General features: G+C 35.6%; 19 protein-coding genes. 8 read left to right on the forward strand and 11 right to left on the reverse strand.

Annotated elements, in window-relative coordinates:
- The first annotated feature begins 7 nt into the window (after positions 1 to 7).
- The 4 genes from NBX25_RS15475 to NBX25_RS15490 are packed head-to-tail and all read left to right on the forward strand — an operon-like array spanning position 8 to position 4,422.
- A complete protein-coding gene (locus tag NBX25_RS15475) occupies positions 8 to 2,401 on the forward strand; it encodes an FdhF/YdeP family oxidoreductase (protein WP_250254293.1) in 2,394 nt (797 codons plus the stop codon).
- Positions 2,402 to 2,419: 18 nt separating this feature from the next.
- A complete protein-coding gene (locus NBX25_RS15480) occupies positions 2,420 to 2,905 on the forward strand; it encodes a molybdopterin-dependent oxidoreductase (protein ID WP_250254294.1) in 486 nt (161 codons plus the stop codon).
- Between the two features lie 31 nt (positions 2,906 to 2,936).
- Positions 2,937 to 3,854: a bestrophin family protein gene (locus NBX25_RS15485; RefSeq protein ID WP_250254295.1), complete on the forward strand. Its 918-nt coding sequence runs from the start codon at positions 2,937 to 2,939 to the stop codon at positions 3,852 to 3,854.
- A gap of 22 nt (positions 3,855 to 3,876) precedes the next feature.
- On the forward strand, positions 3,877 to 4,422 hold the full coding sequence (locus NBX25_RS15490; RefSeq protein ID WP_250254296.1) for a DUF488 domain-containing protein: 546 nt from the start codon (positions 3,877 to 3,879) through the stop codon (positions 4,420 to 4,422).
- A gap of 136 nt (positions 4,423 to 4,558) precedes the next feature.
- Here the strand turns inward: NBX25_RS15490 and NBX25_RS15495 are convergent, their stop codons facing one another.
- The 5 genes from NBX25_RS15495 to moaA all read right to left on the reverse strand — a co-directional run bounded on the left by NBX25_RS15495 (position 4,559) and on the right by moaA (position 9,264).
- Positions 4,559 to 5,596, reverse strand: a complete 1,038-nt coding sequence (locus NBX25_RS15495) for a HesA/MoeB/ThiF family protein (protein ID WP_250254297.1) — start codon at positions 5,594 to 5,596, stop codon at positions 4,559 to 4,561.
- A gap of 270 nt (positions 5,597 to 5,866) precedes the next feature.
- Positions 5,867 to 6,472, reverse strand: coding sequence for an NTP transferase domain-containing protein (locus NBX25_RS15500; RefSeq protein ID WP_250254298.1), 606 nt, complete (start codon positions 6,470 to 6,472; stop codon positions 5,867 to 5,869).
- Positions 6,453 to 6,929: a cyclic pyranopterin monophosphate synthase MoaC gene (gene moaC / locus NBX25_RS15505; protein WP_123860463.1), complete on the reverse strand. Its 477-nt coding sequence runs from the start codon at positions 6,927 to 6,929 to the stop codon at positions 6,453 to 6,455. The genes NBX25_RS15500 and moaC overlap by 20 nt, the downstream gene beginning before the upstream one ends.
- Before the next feature lie 140 nt (positions 6,930 to 7,069).
- Positions 7,070 to 8,272, reverse strand: a complete 1,203-nt coding sequence (locus tag NBX25_RS15510; protein WP_250254299.1) for a molybdopterin molybdotransferase MoeA — start codon at positions 8,270 to 8,272, stop codon at positions 7,070 to 7,072.
- 2 nt (positions 8,273 to 8,274) lie between these two features.
- Positions 8,275 to 9,264 carry a GTP 3',8-cyclase MoaA gene (gene moaA, locus NBX25_RS15515; RefSeq protein ID WP_250254300.1) on the reverse strand — a complete coding sequence of 330 codons (990 nt, stop codon included), beginning with the start codon at positions 9,262 to 9,264 and terminating at the stop codon, positions 8,275 to 8,277.
- Between the two features lie 340 nt (positions 9,265 to 9,604).
- Here moaA and NBX25_RS15520 point away from each other — a divergent pair, with 340 nt between their 5' ends.
- Entirely contained in the window at positions 9,605 to 10,471 is an 867-nt protein-coding gene (locus NBX25_RS15520) for a helix-turn-helix domain-containing protein (protein ID WP_250254301.1), read from the forward strand.
- A 3-nt stretch (positions 10,472 to 10,474) separates the two neighbouring features.
- On the opposite strand, the gene NBX25_RS15525 is transcribed toward NBX25_RS15520, so the two are convergent.
- The 4 genes from NBX25_RS15525 to NBX25_RS15540 form a co-directional block, all read right to left on the reverse strand.
- On the reverse strand, positions 10,475 to 11,383 hold the full coding sequence (locus NBX25_RS15525) for a PhzF family isomerase (protein ID WP_250254302.1): 909 nt from the start codon (positions 11,381 to 11,383) through the stop codon (positions 10,475 to 10,477).
- Between the two features lie 205 nt (positions 11,384 to 11,588).
- Positions 11,589 to 11,990 (reverse strand): DoxX family protein, encoded by a 402-nt coding sequence (locus NBX25_RS15530; protein WP_123860467.1) that lies wholly within the window; start codon positions 11,988 to 11,990, stop codon positions 11,589 to 11,591.
- Positions 11,991 to 12,001: 11 nt separating this feature from the next.
- Positions 12,002 to 12,622, reverse strand: coding sequence for a hypothetical protein (locus NBX25_RS15535; protein ID WP_250254303.1), 621 nt, complete (start codon positions 12,620 to 12,622; stop codon positions 12,002 to 12,004).
- Between the two features lie 65 nt (positions 12,623 to 12,687).
- Positions 12,688 to 13,287: a Crp/Fnr family transcriptional regulator gene (locus NBX25_RS15540; RefSeq protein ID WP_250254304.1), complete on the reverse strand. Its 600-nt coding sequence runs from the start codon at positions 13,285 to 13,287 to the stop codon at positions 12,688 to 12,690.
- Positions 13,288 to 13,464: 177 nt separating this feature from the next.
- Between NBX25_RS15540 and NBX25_RS15545 the strand changes: the two genes are divergently transcribed.
- From NBX25_RS15545 to NBX25_RS15555, 3 genes are all read left to right on the forward strand, one after another.
- Complete coding sequence (locus NBX25_RS15545; protein WP_250254305.1) at positions 13,465 to 13,917, forward strand: hypothetical protein; 453 nt, start codon at positions 13,465 to 13,467, stop codon at positions 13,915 to 13,917.
- A 553-nt stretch (positions 13,918 to 14,470) separates the two neighbouring features.
- Positions 14,471 to 15,796, forward strand: a complete 1,326-nt coding sequence (locus tag NBX25_RS15550; RefSeq protein ID WP_250254306.1) for a tetratricopeptide repeat protein — start codon at positions 14,471 to 14,473, stop codon at positions 15,794 to 15,796.
- A gap of 354 nt (positions 15,797 to 16,150) precedes the next feature.
- Positions 16,151 to 16,564, forward strand: a complete 414-nt coding sequence (locus NBX25_RS15555) for a hypothetical protein (protein ID WP_250254307.1) — start codon at positions 16,151 to 16,153, stop codon at positions 16,562 to 16,564.
- Positions 16,565 to 16,659: 95 nt separating this feature from the next.
- On the opposite strand, the gene NBX25_RS15560 is transcribed toward NBX25_RS15555, so the two are convergent.
- Positions 16,660 to 17,094, reverse strand: coding sequence for a hypothetical protein (locus NBX25_RS15560; RefSeq protein WP_250254308.1), 435 nt, complete (start codon positions 17,092 to 17,094; stop codon positions 16,660 to 16,662).
- A 7-nt stretch (positions 17,095 to 17,101) separates the two neighbouring features.
- Complete coding sequence (locus tag NBX25_RS15565) at positions 17,102 to 17,449, reverse strand: DoxX family protein (RefSeq protein WP_250254309.1); 348 nt, start codon at positions 17,447 to 17,449, stop codon at positions 17,102 to 17,104.
- Positions 17,450 to 17,593 lie beyond the last annotated feature (144 nt).

Below are 17,593 nucleotides of genomic sequence, written 5' to 3' on the forward strand. Positions count from 1 at the left end.
AAAGGTTATGGAAGAAAATAATAAAAAGAAAATAGAAGAAGAAATCAGCAGAGAACCTAATGCTGAGAATCCATTCACTTTACTTGACCTTAAGTTGACTCATGTCGAAAAATCGGCGGCAGGAATGCCTGCGGTACTGGCAGCTTTTAGTGATTTATTTGAAGAAAAAGCACCTATCCGGGGAATGAGAGCCCTGTTCAAAATGAATCAGATGAATGGTTTCGACTGTCCAAGTTGTGCCTGGCCTGATCCTGATGATGAACGCTCAGTTCTTGGAGAATATTGTGAAAACGGAGCAAAAGCCCTTGCAGAAGAGGCTACAACGAAAAAAGTGACGCCTGAGTTTTTTAAACAGAATTCTGTATATGATCTTGCCAAATTAGATGATTACCAGATTGGAAAAATGGGCCGACTTACCGACCCCATGTATCTGGCCCCCGGAGCCACTCATTATGAACCCATAAGTTGGGATAATGCCTTTAAAAAGATAGCAGCACATTTCAATGCATTGGAATCTCCTGATGAAGCAGCTTTCTATACATCGGGTAGAACAAGTAATGAAGCTTCATTCGTTTACCAATTGTTTGCAAAAGAATTCGGAACGAATAATATGCCCGACTGTTCTAATATGTGCCACGAAACTTCAGGTTCTGCACTACGTCCAACCATTGGAATCGGTAAAGGAACTGTAACCCTGGAAGACTTTTATGATGCTGAAGTAATTGTGATTATCGGGCAAAACCCGGGAACCAATGCCCCAAGAATGATGAGTGCTTTGGCAAAAGGAAAGAAAAATGGAGCCAAAATTATTGCCATCAATCCATTACCTGAAGCTGGGCTGATGGGGTTTATCAACCCTCAGAGTGTGAGAGAAATTCTTACCGGAGGGGTACAGCTGGCAGACCTTTATTTACCAGTGAAAATCAATGGAGATATGGCTTTATTGAAAGCGTTGGAACTCCTTTTAATCGAGTTTGAAAAACAAAATCCGGGTAAGGTTTTTGATGAAGATTTCATTAAAAATAAAACAGTAGGGTATGAGGATTTCATGAAGCAATTTGACCAGTATAAACTGGAGGAGTTGGCTGAACTTTCAGGAGTATCCAAGGAAGCACTTCATCAGGCCGCTGAAATGATGGCATTCAAAAAAAAGATTATCGTCAGTTGGGGAATGGGGCTTACCCAGCAGCCTAATGGAGTTGATATGATTCGCGAAATATTGAATATCCTTTTGCTGAAAGGAAGTATTGGTAAACCGGGAGCCGGAGTATGTCCTGTTCGTGGTCACAGCAATGTTCAGGGAAACAGAACGATGATGATTGATGAAAAACCTACGGATGAACAGCTCGATCGCCTTGAAAATTTCTACGGCTTTAAAGTTCCCCGCAAACATGGATATGATGTGGTACGAGCCATAAAGGCAATTCACGAAGAAAAAATAAAAGTAATGTTTTGTATGGGTGGGAATTTCCTTTCTGCCACACCAGATACTACATTTACTGCCAATGCCTTGAGAAAACTTAATTTACTGGTATGTGTTTCCACTAAACTGAACAGAGGACATCTTGTACATGGTAAAGAAGCTCTCATTCTTCCCACTTATGGAAGAAGCGATAAAGATATCGTCAATGGAGAAGTGCAAATTATTACAACAGAGAACTCAATGGGGGTTGTTCAGAGTTCAAAAGGGATGCTGGATGCCATTTCAGATAACCTCATCAATGAAACGCAGATCGTATGCCGCATGGCTATGGCCACGCTAGGAGACCGTGCTGTAGTGAATTGGCAGCGTTTCCATGATAGTTATGATGCGGTAAGAGATGATATTGAACAATGTATTCCAGGTTTTACAGATTATAACGTTCGTGTCAGACAAAAAGGAGGCTTCTATCTTCCCAATGCAGCAAGAGATGAACAAAGCTTTTCAAAGGAGCTTGGCGGCCGTGCACCATTTACATTAACAGAAATTCCAGACAATACATTGGCTTCCGATGAATATATGATGGCTACCACCCGAACGCATGACCAATTCAATACGACGATTTATGGTTTGGATGATCGTTACCGTGGAATTAAAAATGAACGCCGTGTTATATTCATGAACCAAAAAGATATTGATAAAGCCGGATTTAAAGCGGGGGATAAAGTGGATCTTTTCAACTATGATGATGGGATAGAAAGAGTGGCTCCTCTGTTTATTATTGTCTCCTATCAGATTCCTGAAAAGAATACCGTTACTTATTTCCCGGAAACCAATGTTTTGGTCTCGGTAAATAATGTAGTAAAAGAAAGTAATATGCCGGCTTCCAAGTATGTGAAAATCAAGATTAAAAAACACGATCCTGAAGTCTATAAAAAAGTAGACGAAATGCTGTACCAGGGAGCGATTCAAAAACCATAATTATTATTATATTGTTCTATGAAAAAAATACTGCCTATAACGCTGTTATTGCTTTCCGGCTGGGCATTTTGTCAATCCGGATTCAAATTGAAAGTGAGTGGGGAAGTTTCCACACCTTTAGAGTTGAGTCTCACAGATTTATCAAAGATGCCTAGAAAAGAAGCATCCCTGAAAGACAAGGATGGAAGTGTTCACAGGTATACAGGAGTTGCCGTTCAGGATATTCTTGCAAAAGCCGGAGCTCCTTCCGGAAAAGAGCTTCATGGAGAAAATATATCAAAATATGTATTGGCAAAGTGCACAGACGGGTATCAGGTTTTATTTTCATTAGCAGAGTTGGATGCTTCCATTGCAGATAAAAATGTTATTGTGGCAGATACCATGGATGGAAAACCATTGTCCGAGTCAAAGGGACCGCTTCGTCTTGTGGCAGAAGGGGAGAAAAAACCTGCCCGCAGCTCTTATCAGCTGGAATCTTTGGTAATAGGCCAGATTAAGAAATAAATTTTAAAATAAAAGCTTTACAAAAAACAGTATGATTATAAGGAAGAAGGAACATTGGTTTAAAATGCTTTTTGTATGGCATGGTTCAGTATTACCCGGACTGTTGCCACGCCTTTTTTTGCTTTTTATTTTATCGTTGGGCGTAGTCTATCTGCGCGGGGTTATTTTTTCCTTTAAAATTCCGCTTAATCCGGCTCCATTAACGTTATTTGGTTTTGTTCTCGCCTTATTTTTAGGATTTAAAAATAATGCCAGCTACGACAGATTTTGGGAAGGACGTAAATTATGGGGAGCATTGTTGAATACAGCTCGTTCATTGACCAGACAGGCTTTAACTTTGAAAAAGATAAAGGAGAGCAGTGTTTCTGTTCCTGAATTTATCAATTTATTAGGTGCTTTTATTTTTGCATTGAAACATCAGCTCAGAGGAACAAATGCTCATGAAGATTTAAAGGAAAGACTGAATGAAGATCAGTTAAAAATAATTTCTGCAGCAAAGTATAAACCAGCGGTCATTATGAGGCTATTGGCAGAATGGGTTCAGAGTGCAAAAGAGGAAGGAAGTATAGATACGATCCAGCAGTCCCGGTTTGACGAAAATTTTGATAAACTCTCTGATATTGTGGGAGGGTGTGAAAGAATTGTTTCTACTCCGCTTCCTTACAGTTACCGTGTTTTACTGCACCGTACCGTATATATTTACTGTTTTCTTTTACCGTTTGGATTGGTTGATTCATTGAGATGGTTTACTCCGCTTATTGTAGTGTTTGTCGCCTATACATTTGTGGCGTTTGAAGCGATAGCAGATGAAATTGAAGAACCATTTGGGACAGAAGCCAATGATTTGGCTCTGAATAGTATGAGTGTGATGATTGAAGAGACGATTCATGAAATGGCAGGACAGGAGATTACTGTATCTAAGAAAGAGCAACAAACAATCATAGACTGATTATATAGCATATTGTCAACGTATGAAATCTTCAGAAAAATTGGTTATTTACACGATTGGACATTCCACTCGTTCTTTAGAAGAATTTATTGAAATGTTGAAATCATTCAATATTGAAGTTCTTGCTGATGTTCGGAGGTTTGCCGGATCGAAGAGATATCCTTGGTTTAGTAAAGAAAATCTGGAGAAGGTATTGCCTGAACATACGATTGAGTATATCCATTTTGAAGCATTAGGAGGAAGGAGAAAAGTTCAGTCTGATTCAGTTAATAGCCGCTGGAGAAATGAATCTTTCCGTGGGTATGCTGATTATATGCAAACTGAAGAGTTTACCAAAGCTGTTGAAAAGCTTGAAGGCATTGCAAGAACAAAAACAACTGCGTTTATGTGCTCAGAAGCGGTATGGTGGAGCTGCCACAGGTCTATGATCTCAGATTATCTCAAAGCAAAAGGGTGGAATGTAGAGCATATTATGAATATTGGAAAAGCAGAAGAACATCCTTACACTGCCGCTGCAAGAATCAGCGACGGAAAAGTATTTTATTCAGATGCAAGTTTATTTGATTGATAAACTTTTACACACCTTATCTTTTTTTGAAAATTTTTGATTTTCATCTTAATATGAAATTGTTTGCCGTTTTATTATCAACTTCTGGTGTGAACTCAAGTATTCAAAATAAAAACTTTTGTGATTAAATAAACTATCAGTGCATTCCAGCAACGCCATTTTTCAGAGAAAACACTTTTTTTCCAGGAAATTTTTTTGTGATTTTTCTTGCCGCTTCCATACTTCGTTGACCCGATTGACAATAAATAACGATGGGATTTGAAATCGAAGAAATAAACGAGTAGTGATCATCCAATTCATCCAATGGAATGTTTTTTCCTCCAATATTAAAATCTTGATGCTCTTCTTTCGTACGGACATCTATGGTTTCAAAATTTTTCTGATCCTTCATAAATTCTTCAAAATTTATAAGCTGGATCGTCTGAGACAAGCCTGTAATCTGAACGGAAGTTTTCCTTAACTTAATGATTTGTACTCTCCCTGTCATCACATTCATCATCCATAGTTTTCCTGCTAAAGTTTCTTCAGATCGGATGAGATATTTTATAGCCTCGTTAGCTTGCATACAACCTACCATCCCTGCTAAAGTAGGAATGACACCGCCTTCTCTGCAATTAGGAACCTGAGATTCTTCTGCGTTAGGAAAAACATCACGGTAGTTGGGAGAATAGGTGCCGTCTTTTTGTAAAACATTCCAGATGCTTGCCTGGCCCTCATGTTGGTAAATTGCTCCATATACCAAAGGTTTTCCCACTAAAACACAGGCGTCATTCAACAGGCATTTCGTTTCAAAATTATCGGTTCCTTCAATGATGATATCAAATTCCGAAATCAGTTCCATCACATTAGAAGAAGTAATTCGTAATCGATAGGGGATAATGGAAACAGAAGGGTTTTGCTGCTGTAATCTTTTGGCTGCAATATTTACTTTGTAGGCTCCTACATCATCAGGTGTATATAAAATCTGACGATGGAGGTTGCTTAAAGAAACAATATCATCATCTGCAATACCAATAGTACCTACACCGGAAGAGACAAGGTATTGAGCAGAAGGACATCCAAGACCTCCCATGCCTACAATAAGAACTTTAGCATTTTTAAGCAGTTCCTGGGACTCAATGCCAAATCCGGGTAAAGCAATCTGACACTGATAACGTTTAAATGATGTACTCATAATTTGTTTCTTTTTTTTCACTTTTCTTTTAGCACGAATGCACGAATTTTTTAATATTCATGATTCAGTTTATTCCTTTTAATTTATCTATAAAAAGCCTAATCTTTATTATCAATTCCAATCACTACATTTTAGAATCTTATTCGTGTATTCGTGGCTCTCAATATTTTCCACAATCATCTGCCTAATTGTCGTAATCAACGAGAGAAAAAATCCTTGTGCCTTAAAACATACAGATAAGCAATTTTTGCTTTCGCGTTTCCAACAAAATTAATTTTTTAGAATTCGTTGTGCTTTTTCAGCATCTTCAGGTGTATTCACATTCATTAAAGCATCTGGATTATCCGGTTTTAAAATAAGTGTATCACTATTAATTAAAACTTTTCGTGGACAAGTGTTCCCAATCCCCAGAAAATTCAGCAGCAAAGGAAAGCTTTTAGGTTCCCAAATAGTAATCAATGGTTCAGGTAATCCATCAAAAGGACTTTCATAAGTTGTGGCTATCTTTTCAGGATTCCGGGACTGTACTAAGAACTCCAAAGATTTTGGATCCAATAACGGGAGATCACAGGCTACCACCAGCCATGCCTTATCTCTTTGAGCCCGTAATGCGGAAAGTATTCCACCAAAAGGACCCATATTCAGGAAAGTATCGGTAAGCGCGTTATAATCAGGGTCAAAATTATCCAGTTGATCCTGTCTGCAGGAAATAAAAACCTCATCACAAAACGGAGCTAAAAGATCTGCCGCAAAATAACGCTGTTCTTTTCCATGCCATTGAAGAAGATCTTTAGGTTTTCCCATTCTTACGCTTTTTCCACCGGCGAGAACAAGGCCGTTGATTCTGGGAATTGTATTAAGCTCGTCTGAAATCATTTTTTCCACCTGATTTTTCTATTAATTTAATTTCTTTGATGACAATATCATGACTCAGTGCCTTGCACATATCATAAATGGTTAATGCTGCAACAGATGCCCCGGTTAATGCTTCCATTTCCACACCGGTTTTAGCTTCTATACTTGCAGTGCATTCAATGACAATTTCGTTGTGGTCGTTCAGTTCTATGTGTAAATTACAATTATCAAGTCCAATTGGGTGGCAAAGAGGAATGAGGTCACTCGTCTTTTTAGCACCCATAATTCCTGCAATCATAGCAATCTGGAAGACAGAACCTTTTTTGGTTTTGAAATCGTCTTGTTGTAAAGCCTCTAATACATTGTTTGGTAAAGAAATAATGGCTTGTGCAACGGCTTTTCTCTTGGTTACACTTTTTCCACCAACATCTACAATGGCAGGCTCTCCGTTTTTATTAAGATGGCTAAATTCTGACATATATTCTTTTTTAAACCACAGATATAAATTCTATTAGCTATGAATGCACGAATTTTTTTAATGTCTTTTGCATTATAGTCCATAGGCTCATAACTTTTTAGGAACTCATTAATTTTATTTGTGATATTTTATACGTTATTTTAATTATTATACTTCCATACCCGGTATACTTCCCCCTTTTTAAAGCTATTCTGTTCTAAAGGAAGTTCCATAAAAGCATTGGTATCTGCAAGATGAGAAAAATCTCCTGATCCATTGGTATTAACTGATTCAGCCGTGAGCTGTCCCAGTTGGTTCGTTCCCAGTTCCACCTGTACAAAATATTGGAGTGAGAAAGGAACTTCAATATCATTCTGTAAAACAGCAAACTGTGGTGAGCTTCCAGTTATTTCCAGAGACTTTTCCAACCATGGAATAAAATACCGATGCAGGCACATAAATACCGAAACCGGATTTCCCGGAAATGCAAAAACAAGTTTCTGAGCATTATTTTTACCGAACCAAAAGGGCTTTCCTGGTCTTTGTTTTATTTTGTGAAATAGCTTTTCTATCTCAAGCTCTTCACAAACCTGAGGCAAATAGTCAAATTTCCCCATAGATACTCCGCCACTCATCAGAAGAACATCATATTCTTGAATGCAGCGGGAAATTTCTTTTTTGATCTCTTCATAGTCATCGTTGAGATGAAGAGTATCAGCTTCAATATGGTATTTTTTTAAAACAGATTGTACGGTGATTCCATTGGAACGCCTTAACTGATAAGGAGATGGGGTTAATTCCGGGTTTACCATTTCATCTCCCGTAGAAATGATAATGATCTTAGGCAATTTTTTAACAGCTATAGTAATTTTTCCAATAGATGAGGCTATTCCAATGATCGCTGGAGTAATTGTCTGATTAGCTTTTACCAGAACTTCGCCTTCTTTTTTATCCCTGCCTCTCAGATGGATATTCTGTCCTTTTTTAATATCAATAATAATACTTGCGACCCCGTTATTGATGGATAGATCTTCATATCGGATGACAGTATCTACTGAACGGTCTAAAGCAGCCCCAGTCATGATTTCTATACATTCGGTTTCTGAATCAATAGCTACAGAAGGTTCTCCTGCAGACTGTATAGCTTTAATAGGGAAGGAGCGGATTCCTTTTTCATAAGCACTATATTGGATGGCAATTCCATCTACAGTAGGACGGTCAAAAGGAGGTAAATCCCGATCGGCTTTGAGGTCCTCGTCCAAAATTCTTCCTAATGCGTGGTCATAAGAAATATATTCTCTTCCAAAGTTATTCGTTTGGGAAAGTATAATCTCTTCTGCCTGTTGTACGGTAATCATTTCCATAGTTATCCTCCTATTGTTGCCATCGACTGATGAATGGATAAAGCGTTCAGACTTTGTCGTTCTGCTTCCCATCCGTCTTTGGGTTTATGATGTATGCTGTTGATAATTATATTTTTCAATTCGTTATCGGTTGCTCCTGAACGAATGATATCTTTTAAATTAATTCCACCCCCTTCGTAAAGACAGGTTCTCAATATACCGGAAGGAGTTATCCGTATTCTGTTACAATCTCCACAGAAAGAACGTGTATAAGCGGCAATAATGCCGATATTTCCTGTAAAACCAGGTATTTTGTAATTGTAAGATGTGGAACTTTTAGGATCTTCTATTTTTTCTATCTCAGGAAAATGATTGCTGATGTAAGTATAAATTTGTGGATAATTCCATTTTGGAACTATATCCGCATTATCATTTCCATTGAATGGCATTTCTTCAATAAAACGGACATCCACCGGAAGCTCTTTTGTAAGTTCAACCAAAGGAATAATATCCTCAGTGTTTTGATTGTCCATTACTACTGTGTTAATCTTTACTTTGATGTGATGTTTCAATAAACCATTCAATGTTTTCATCACTTTATCAAAGCTTTTGCGGCGGGTTATTTTGAAGAAACGGTCTTCATCCAATGTATCAAGGCTAAGGTTAACCGATTTTATTCCAAATGCTTTCAGTTGCGGAATATATTGCTCGGTAAGAAGCCCGTTTGTCGTTAAACTTATATCCGTAATTCCATGAAGCTGCGATATTTTTTCAATAAGGCTAATGCAGTTTTTTCTGACAAAAGGTTCACCTCCGGTTATTCTGATTTTGTCTACACCAAGATGGGTAAAGACGGAACATATTCTAAGCATTTCTTCATCAGTCATCAGGTCATTTTGCTTGATCCATGCAAGCCCGTTTTCCGGCATACAATACGTACATCGGAGGTTGCATCTGTCTACAACGGCCAGCCTTAGATAATTGATATGTCTTCCGAATTTGTCTGTTAACATATGAGTATAGGAAAAAGAACCTTACACAAATATACTTATTGTTTTAACGATAAACTAGAAATATAAATATTGAAAATGAAGTATGATAGAGTAGAGATGTTGGCTTTAAAAGCAAGATATATAGAATGATAGAGTTAGGGTTGATTGTTTTTTAATGCCCTTATTGATAATAAACGATATGAAAATATGATATTCTTATCACAGTTTATGATATTTCCGGACGGAGAAGAAGAGTGTATCTTTGCACCCTGCTAAAAATAATAGGAAATAAAATATATTGCAATGGTAACACAAAACAATATATGAGGTATTTTCATAAATTAGTATTGAAAAGAATGGGATGATAATAGATAAAGAGTTGATTAATAAAAATTCAGTAGAAGAAGTGTTTAATAAAGGAATTGACGTTGTTTTTCAGGATGAGATCAGTGGTGATTCACTCAACTTTTTTCCTGAGAACTGTTTTACCATTATCTTATTGGATCAATGTGAGGGTGGAAAATGTACAACCGGTCTGAATCAATATGGTTTAAAAGCCCAGCAATTATTCATCCATCTTCCCAAAAGAGAATACAAATGGGAGCTGGCTCCTCATACTATCGGAAGACGACTGATTATTAATGATGCTATTTTGAAGACATTTTCTCCGACCCTTAAATTCACTTTTTCTTCTTATAGTAAATATGAAATGATAGCGCCTGATGATGAAACCTATCACAGATTCAGTCTCGAATTTAATGCCATCAGGAAAGAAATTGCAGCTGATGTTGTATTTCCGGAACTTATTAATGCACGGGTGCGTCTTTTGGCACTTATTATCAACTTATGGGTAGAGCATGCTTTTGGGAATAAAGCATTAAGCACGCCGGATAATCTTGCCTTTCGTTTTCACATGCTGGTGGACAAATACTATAAAGCACAGAAAAATGTGTCTTTTTATGCCGACAAACTCTGCATAACCCCTAATTATCTGGGTGTTATTTGCAGAAAACAGTATAATATTTCCCCTCTTGAGTTTATTAAAGAAAGAATTATTCTTGAAGCCAAAAATTTACTTCACAGCTCAGATAAATCAATCAAAGAAATAGCGTTTGAACTTGGATTTCAAAACTTTTCTCATTTTTCGTATTTATTCAGAGTGAAAACCGGATCTACTCCGAAAAATTACAGGAAGAGATTGGAGGAAACCAAACTGGGTTCAGAATAAATATCAGACCTGCATCACTGTACGGAATGCACTTACAGCATTCCCTGTAATTCTGATCAATTCAGGAATATGATTTTTTATGGTGACCTCAACTTTCATCTGTCCGATTCTGTTGATAGCTTCTCCCTGTCTTCCAGTGAATTCAAACGTTTCATCAGAGACTTTTACAATTTTATTCTGAATAAGATAACCTCCTAATGGTCCATTCGCATTGCCTGTAACAGGATCTTCCTGGATACCGATAGCAGGAGCAAACATTCTTCCATACGTTAAAATATCCTTATCATCAGAATCAAAAGTAAATACAAAGTAGCCATTACAGCTGATTTCTTTACTAAGATGGGCTAAAGCAGTAAAATCAGGAGTAAGATTATTGAGCAGAGCTCTGTTGTTAATACCAATCATAACTTTAGAGTGACCTGTTGAAGCAATCTGTATTGGACAATCTTTGTTAAGATCATCCATTTTTAATCCTAAAGCCTCAATGATTTTCTGAGTGATTGAAGGGTCAAAAGCTGGTTCCAGACTAAAACTTCCCTGAGTCATCGTAATCAGATAGTCATTATTTTCTTTTAAAATATCAATAGGTAAAATACCAACCTGAGTGTTGATTTTGATGGTACAGGAATCTAATTTATCTTCTATCGCTTTTGCATACAGAGCACCAATGGTAGCATGTCCACAGATAGGAACCTCAGTGGTGGGAGTGAAGTAACGTACATGATAATCAAAATAGTCATTCTGATCAGGTTTGAGTACAAATGCTGTTTCAGAATTATTGAGCTCCCTTGCAATAAGCTGCATTTCCTCAGGGGTCAGGTTTTCAGCACCTAATACAACCCCTGCAGGGTTTCCTTTGAATTTTTCCTTTGTAAAAGAATCAATTTGATACACGACTACTTCCTTCATCATACCTTATTAAAATCAGGATAAAGATAAGTATAAATGAAACGATTTACATAATATTTAACCACAGATGCACGAATAAAATCATTCGTGCATTCGTGGCTTAAAATAAAAATAAGCGGTCAAAATTGTATCACAGATAAAATCCCTGGACCTTAAAACGTATTGAAAAGAAAAATAACATCTTTACGCTTTCCAGTACAAATAATATTTAGTCCCATTTATTGACTGTAGAAACTGAATATTTTCCGGCTCCGGTAAAGAAGAAACTTATACCCACCAACATATAGATCACTAATAATTCAAGCGCCCATCCACCAAAATCGTTAAGTTTGAAAATATTAGCCGTTTGAGCAAGAACAGTGGCTGTAAAACAGTTGGCAGCAAAGATTAAACCTGCCAGACGGGCCCTGAAACCTACAATCAGCATAATTGGAGCAATAATTTCACCCGCAAATACTCCGTAGGCGAAGAATGAAGGTAAACCATGCATCATCATCATATCTTCAATAAATCCAACCCCGTGGATCAACTTGTTAACTCCATAAACTGACATGGGGAATCCAATAGCGATTCTGCTGATTAATAGTCCTAAATCAATGTCTTTTTTCATTTTATTATTATTTAAAAGTTATATTTTACAAATGCCCCAACATTTTCAAGGGTCTTTTTAGCATTGTTGAACTGGTCGAAGTTGGAAGCCACTCCATACATTATTTTGTCCTGTTTTACTCCCATGCGGATAAACTGAAGGCCTCTCGGATAACCGCTGTCATCCAGATTACCAATGGCTAGCACACTGAAATATCCCTGTAAGTTTTCCTTCAGATAAGGAGTATATTCAAATGATACCGACTGTTCAAGAGAAAACCCTTTCTGATAGGTTGTTCCAATAGAGTAGGAAAGGGAATAACTGGGTTTTGCAATGCGGTACTGTACATAAAAACTGAAAAACGCCCCCGGATTTTTCATTCCTAATGCTGTATTTACGCTGAATCTTTTGGTCAGATTATAAGCAAGTGTATTTCTAATAAAGAATATATTTTCTTTGTCTTTGGTATATTCTGTATCAAATAAAGTGAGATTGTTGAGCTTTAGCCGATCATTAAAATAATAATTGACATTGTGCATATAGGTATAGGAACGGTGCCCTAAAACAAGATCCGGGGTAAAGTTTAGTTTCTGTGCATTCAGACTTAAAGAGACTGATGCAAGAGCTGTTATGGCGATAATTTTTGCCTTCATATTGCACTCATTAAATTTCTGAGAGCAAAATTATTCAGGCACGAACGGAATAAACTTAAGATATCTTAAGAAATGTCAGACAGGTGTTTTTTTCTTAAATAGCTCAGGTATTCTACAGTGATTCCGAGGTAGGAAGCAATCATATACTGAGGAAAACGCTGTTCGATATTACGGTAACCCGTTACAAAATTTCTATATTTAGTGTAGGCATCTACTCTTGAGTGTTCAAAAGTTCTTTCCTGTAAGGTAACATAAGCTGATTGCATTTTCAGACGCCAGAATTCTGAGATAGCAGGAATTTCTTTATACAGTAACTCTAAATTACTTTTACTGATCTGAACGATCACAGCATCTTCATTAGCTTGAATAAACATTCTTGAAGGAAGTTCACTCAGATAACTGTACAGATCATTGATCCACCAGTTTTCAATACCAAGTTGGGTGATATTTTCTTTGCCTTTTTCATCGATGTGGTAAGCGTACAGACTTCCCTGGGCAATGAAACGCATATGTCTTGAAACTTGTCCTTCCCGAAGCAGATACTCTTTCTTTTTGAGCTGAATACATTCCAGTTTTTGAGTCACAAGATCAATTTCTTTTTCCTTTAAAGGGACTATTTCCTGAAAATGTTCTGTCAGTTGAGAAATAATAATATCTGTATCCATAATGAAGTTGTAATATCACCTGTTTTGCTTACTGGCAGGCAGATAATGCCCAAATTTACGTAAATATTATGGCAAACATCAAGAATGATTTGTATTGAGATTAGGTCTTCAGATATGCTGAAGCCCGGATGACCAAATTTTACTATCTTAACTGAAGCAATTGTAAATCCTCTAAATATGAGCTATTTTGATAATGAATTTCAAAAATATCTTGCAGAATTGGTTGAAACAGGTTTTGAATTTGTTCGTAATAATTCTGAAGAAGTAGATGCTGTTTATATTATCGGATTAATAGAATCAGGTTATTTTTATAAAGTTTTTTTTGAGATTAATGGGTATCTGGTGAAATCTCATAAAGTGAATGAAGTATCGGACACACAGTATGACATCAGCAATGAAAAAGCTTTTGGTATGTTAAATAAAGGCAATCAGATTTTGAAAAATATAGAAGAGCTATTTCAAAATGACGGGAGAGAAGCTCCAAGAATATTTAAGTTATCATATCATCCTAAAACCGATAAATTCAATAGTGACTTTAGTTATGATAAAACGTTTACTGGGCATCAGATCAAAACGGCACAGGATGTCTATGAAGAATGGTTTATTCAAATTGAAGAACTGGATGGGTAATATTTAGTTTACCGTTGTGTTGGAAGGCAGTGATTTGATAGCCAAGGGTACTTTAAATCGGGATGACAGATTGTATCCTCTAAACCAAAAAAATCTATAGATCTTGAAAATCCTTATTCAATATCTGAAGAAACTATCCACAAATCATAGTAAAGAATCTCAAATAATTGATTACTAATAAGATTATTCCTTCGTCAGAAATTGAAAACTCAATGTAGTCAATGGCAAAAGCCAATTTATATAACTTTTGAAGCAGTTTCTTCTTCCTTATAAAAATTCAGAGAGGAAGGATTTACTTTAGAATTGGAATACTATTTGTAATGCAATACCAAAACTTAAAATGATAGAATTTGTTAGCAATCAAATGTTTATGTTGAGCTGACAAATGATTTGAAAATTTAACAATGGTTATTCTAAAGTAATTAAAAAAATGTTCTCTTCTCAATTAAACACAATATTTTATTCATATATTTTCTTTTTTTTATTTCTGCTGTGTTGTACCGGATCGGCGTATGGTCAGAGATCCTTTTCATATCAAAAATTTGATAGTATTTTGCTTAAGAAAACAGAATCACTCCGAATCCAGGGAGATTATGAAAATCTTGTCCGGCTTAATAAAAACTATCTGAAGATTGCGGAAGAAAAAGATTATAAGGAAGGAATTATCCTTTGTTATATCAATATTTCCAATATTTCAGCAACCATCGGAAATTATAAAAGAGGATTGTCTTATCTTTCCTTGGCTGAAAAAGAACTTAAGAAAGTCAAGAGTTCTGTTTTAAAAGCAAGACTCTATCAGGAGCAAAGTCAGCTAAATGGTGTAATAGGCCTTTATAAAAGTGCTTTGGATTTGAATGCGAAAGGTTTATATTATCTAAAAAATATTCCAGATACAGAGAAAAGAAAATTTTATCTGTATAGGCTTTATGCCAACAGGGCAGACTTTTTATATAAAGTAAATAAGGCAGATTCTTCCTATATTTATTTACAGAAAGGAAAAAGAATTGACGGGCAGGGAGTTTTATTGAATACCCTTTTAGCCAAACATCATTTGATGTACACCAAAAGAAAAGATTCTGCCCTGATTTATCTTCAGAAAGCTTCAGAAAAGATTGTCAATACAGGTAAAGCGAATGTTCAGAGTGGATTTGTCTATCTCACTTATGGAGACTATTATTTTACCCAGGAAGACTATAAAACAGCATTGGAGTACTATAATAAAGCATTGGATTGCTACAGTAAAACCAACAGACTCTATAATATTCCCGGAATCTATGAATCTATAGCAAAAACGTATAAAATGCTCAATGAACCTCAGAAAGAAGAAGAGGCGATGCAAAAATATACAGAAGAAAAAACTGCTCTGGAAGATATTCAGAATGAAGCGATCAATATTTCAATAGATCATATGCTGAGCGATAAAGAAGAAGAATCTAATGGAGCTCAGAACAAAATTTATCTTTATATCGTCTTTATTGTTATTTTATCTCTAGTTATTGTTATTTTATTCTATCGACATAACAAAGCATTAAGACAAACGAAAGATGAATTCAAAAGCGAAGCACTTTTGTTGAAAAGCAGGATCAATGATTCTTTCGATGAGTTGGTAGGTTTGGCCAAAAAGAATGATTCTACATTCTTAGTAAGATTCCAGGAAATTTATCCTGATTTTTGTCCGAGACTTCTGGAAATCAATCCAAAACTTGGGGCTTCAGAACTGACATTTTGTGCTATGATAAAGCTTAATTTCACCTCAAAAGAAATTGCCGAATATACCTTTATTCAACATAAATCTGTACAACAGAAAAAACACAGATTAAGAAAGAAACTTAATGTTCCTACTGAACAGGAACTGTTTATTTTCTTTGATTCTTTATAAATACAAATTCTCATAGTGAAACGGCAGGGTTTCAAAAATCTTTTTTTTGCTGATTTTTTATAGATATTTTTCGATAAATGCTTTATTTATGGCAAAAACAGCAAATGTGGTATAAATGTAGTATGATAAAATTGTTGTTTTTTAAATAAGTTTTTAAAATTTGCAAAAGAAAAAAAGATGCAGAAATAGAAACCTTAAAAAACAATGAAGATTCTAAAAACACAATAATGACCCCTCTTTATGATCACGAAATTGAAGTAAAAAGGAGACTGAAAAATGATAAGATAAATTTAATGGCTAACTGAAATAAATGTTAGAAAAAATAAGTAAATTCATCTATTAAATTAAACATATATGAAAAATGTAAAACAATTTATTACAGCAATGACTGTTGTAATGTTCGCTTCAGGAGTTTCTGCTCAACTTAGTCCCAAAGGTGCCGGTTCAGATAAAGATAAGCACGGATGTAAAGGATCTGCAGGATACACATTCTCAGTAATAAAAAACGACTGTGTAAGAATTTTTGATGAAAAGATACAGTTGAAAGAAGTAGATTCTAAAAAATCTTATACTTCTAATGCAGTAGTAATTCTTAGCGAGGACAGTAAAAAAGCAGAAATATTCCTACCTGCATCTGATGGAAGCTTAGTGCTGGATAAAATTGCTTCTAAAAAAGGAGTGATCTATAAAAAAGGCCAGTATACTCTTACAAAAAACAAAAATGCTTATACATTAAGACTCGCTAAAAAAGTAGTGTTTAAAAGCTAAAAAAATCATTAGTATCAAGCACGATTGATTTTTAGATATAACTACGTGAAGGCTATCTCAAATGAGATAGCCTTTTCTGTTGTGAAAAAATCTCTTTATTTATCCTGCCCAATGTCTAGTCGGTCAAATTTTCCTTCAGTATTCTTATGAAACCTGAAAAATACAGGAAAAGTTCCCCATTGTCCGGCTTTAAAATTTCCGTGAATGTTCTTACTGTCATTTTCAACACGGTCTATGCTGAGAAACATTTCTTTGCCAAGGGCATTGGCAAAAAAGGCTTTAAAATCTACTTTATTGCCATCATCAGTCATGGCGGGATTTTTAATAAAGAAACTATACCAGTTTTTATCTCCCATCTGAAGAGCTTCTATAGCTTGTTTTACTTGAGAATCTGTTATTTTTGATAAATCCATGGTCTGTTGTTTTTTTGAAGTTAATGTTGAGGTTTGTTTTTTTTTGGCTGTATTCTGGCCACAGGCTGTATTGGAAGATCCTATAGCCAATAGTATGATAAGATTAAAGTATTTCATACCAATATTAATTTTTAAGAGGATGTTGAAGATAAATAATCACCAGATTGAGGAAAAGAAAGGGGAGTTCTATCAAGACTCCTTTAAAATCCTTATCCATAAGATGAAAACAGATAATTAACAAAATGCCTGCAGCCATTAAAAAGTTTCCCCAGATAAAGGTTTTAGGAAATAGAATCAGTAAGGAGGCAAGGATAGTAATGGCACCATTAATCATCAGTCCGGTTTTGTCAAACCCCCATTTTCCGAACATGGTCGTCATTTCAGGTTTACCGGAAAACATAGCAATTCCCTGTTTAAACCCCATAAAAACAGCGGTAAGCATAAGGAAAGAATTTATAATTTTAAAAATCATATCGAGTGTTTTTTATATTAATTTAAATAATAAATGAATACAAATATGCACGAAACGAATGAAGTATGTATGGTGAGTTTTTCGGAATTTTAAAATTCAGTCATGATGCTAAAGTTTCCAAATATTATTAAAAAAATAACAGCT

The sequence above is a fragment of the Chryseobacterium sp. Marseille-Q3244 genome (assembly GCF_940807095.1).
Taxonomy (GTDB): domain Bacteria; phylum Bacteroidota; class Bacteroidia; order Flavobacteriales; family Weeksellaceae; genus Chryseobacterium.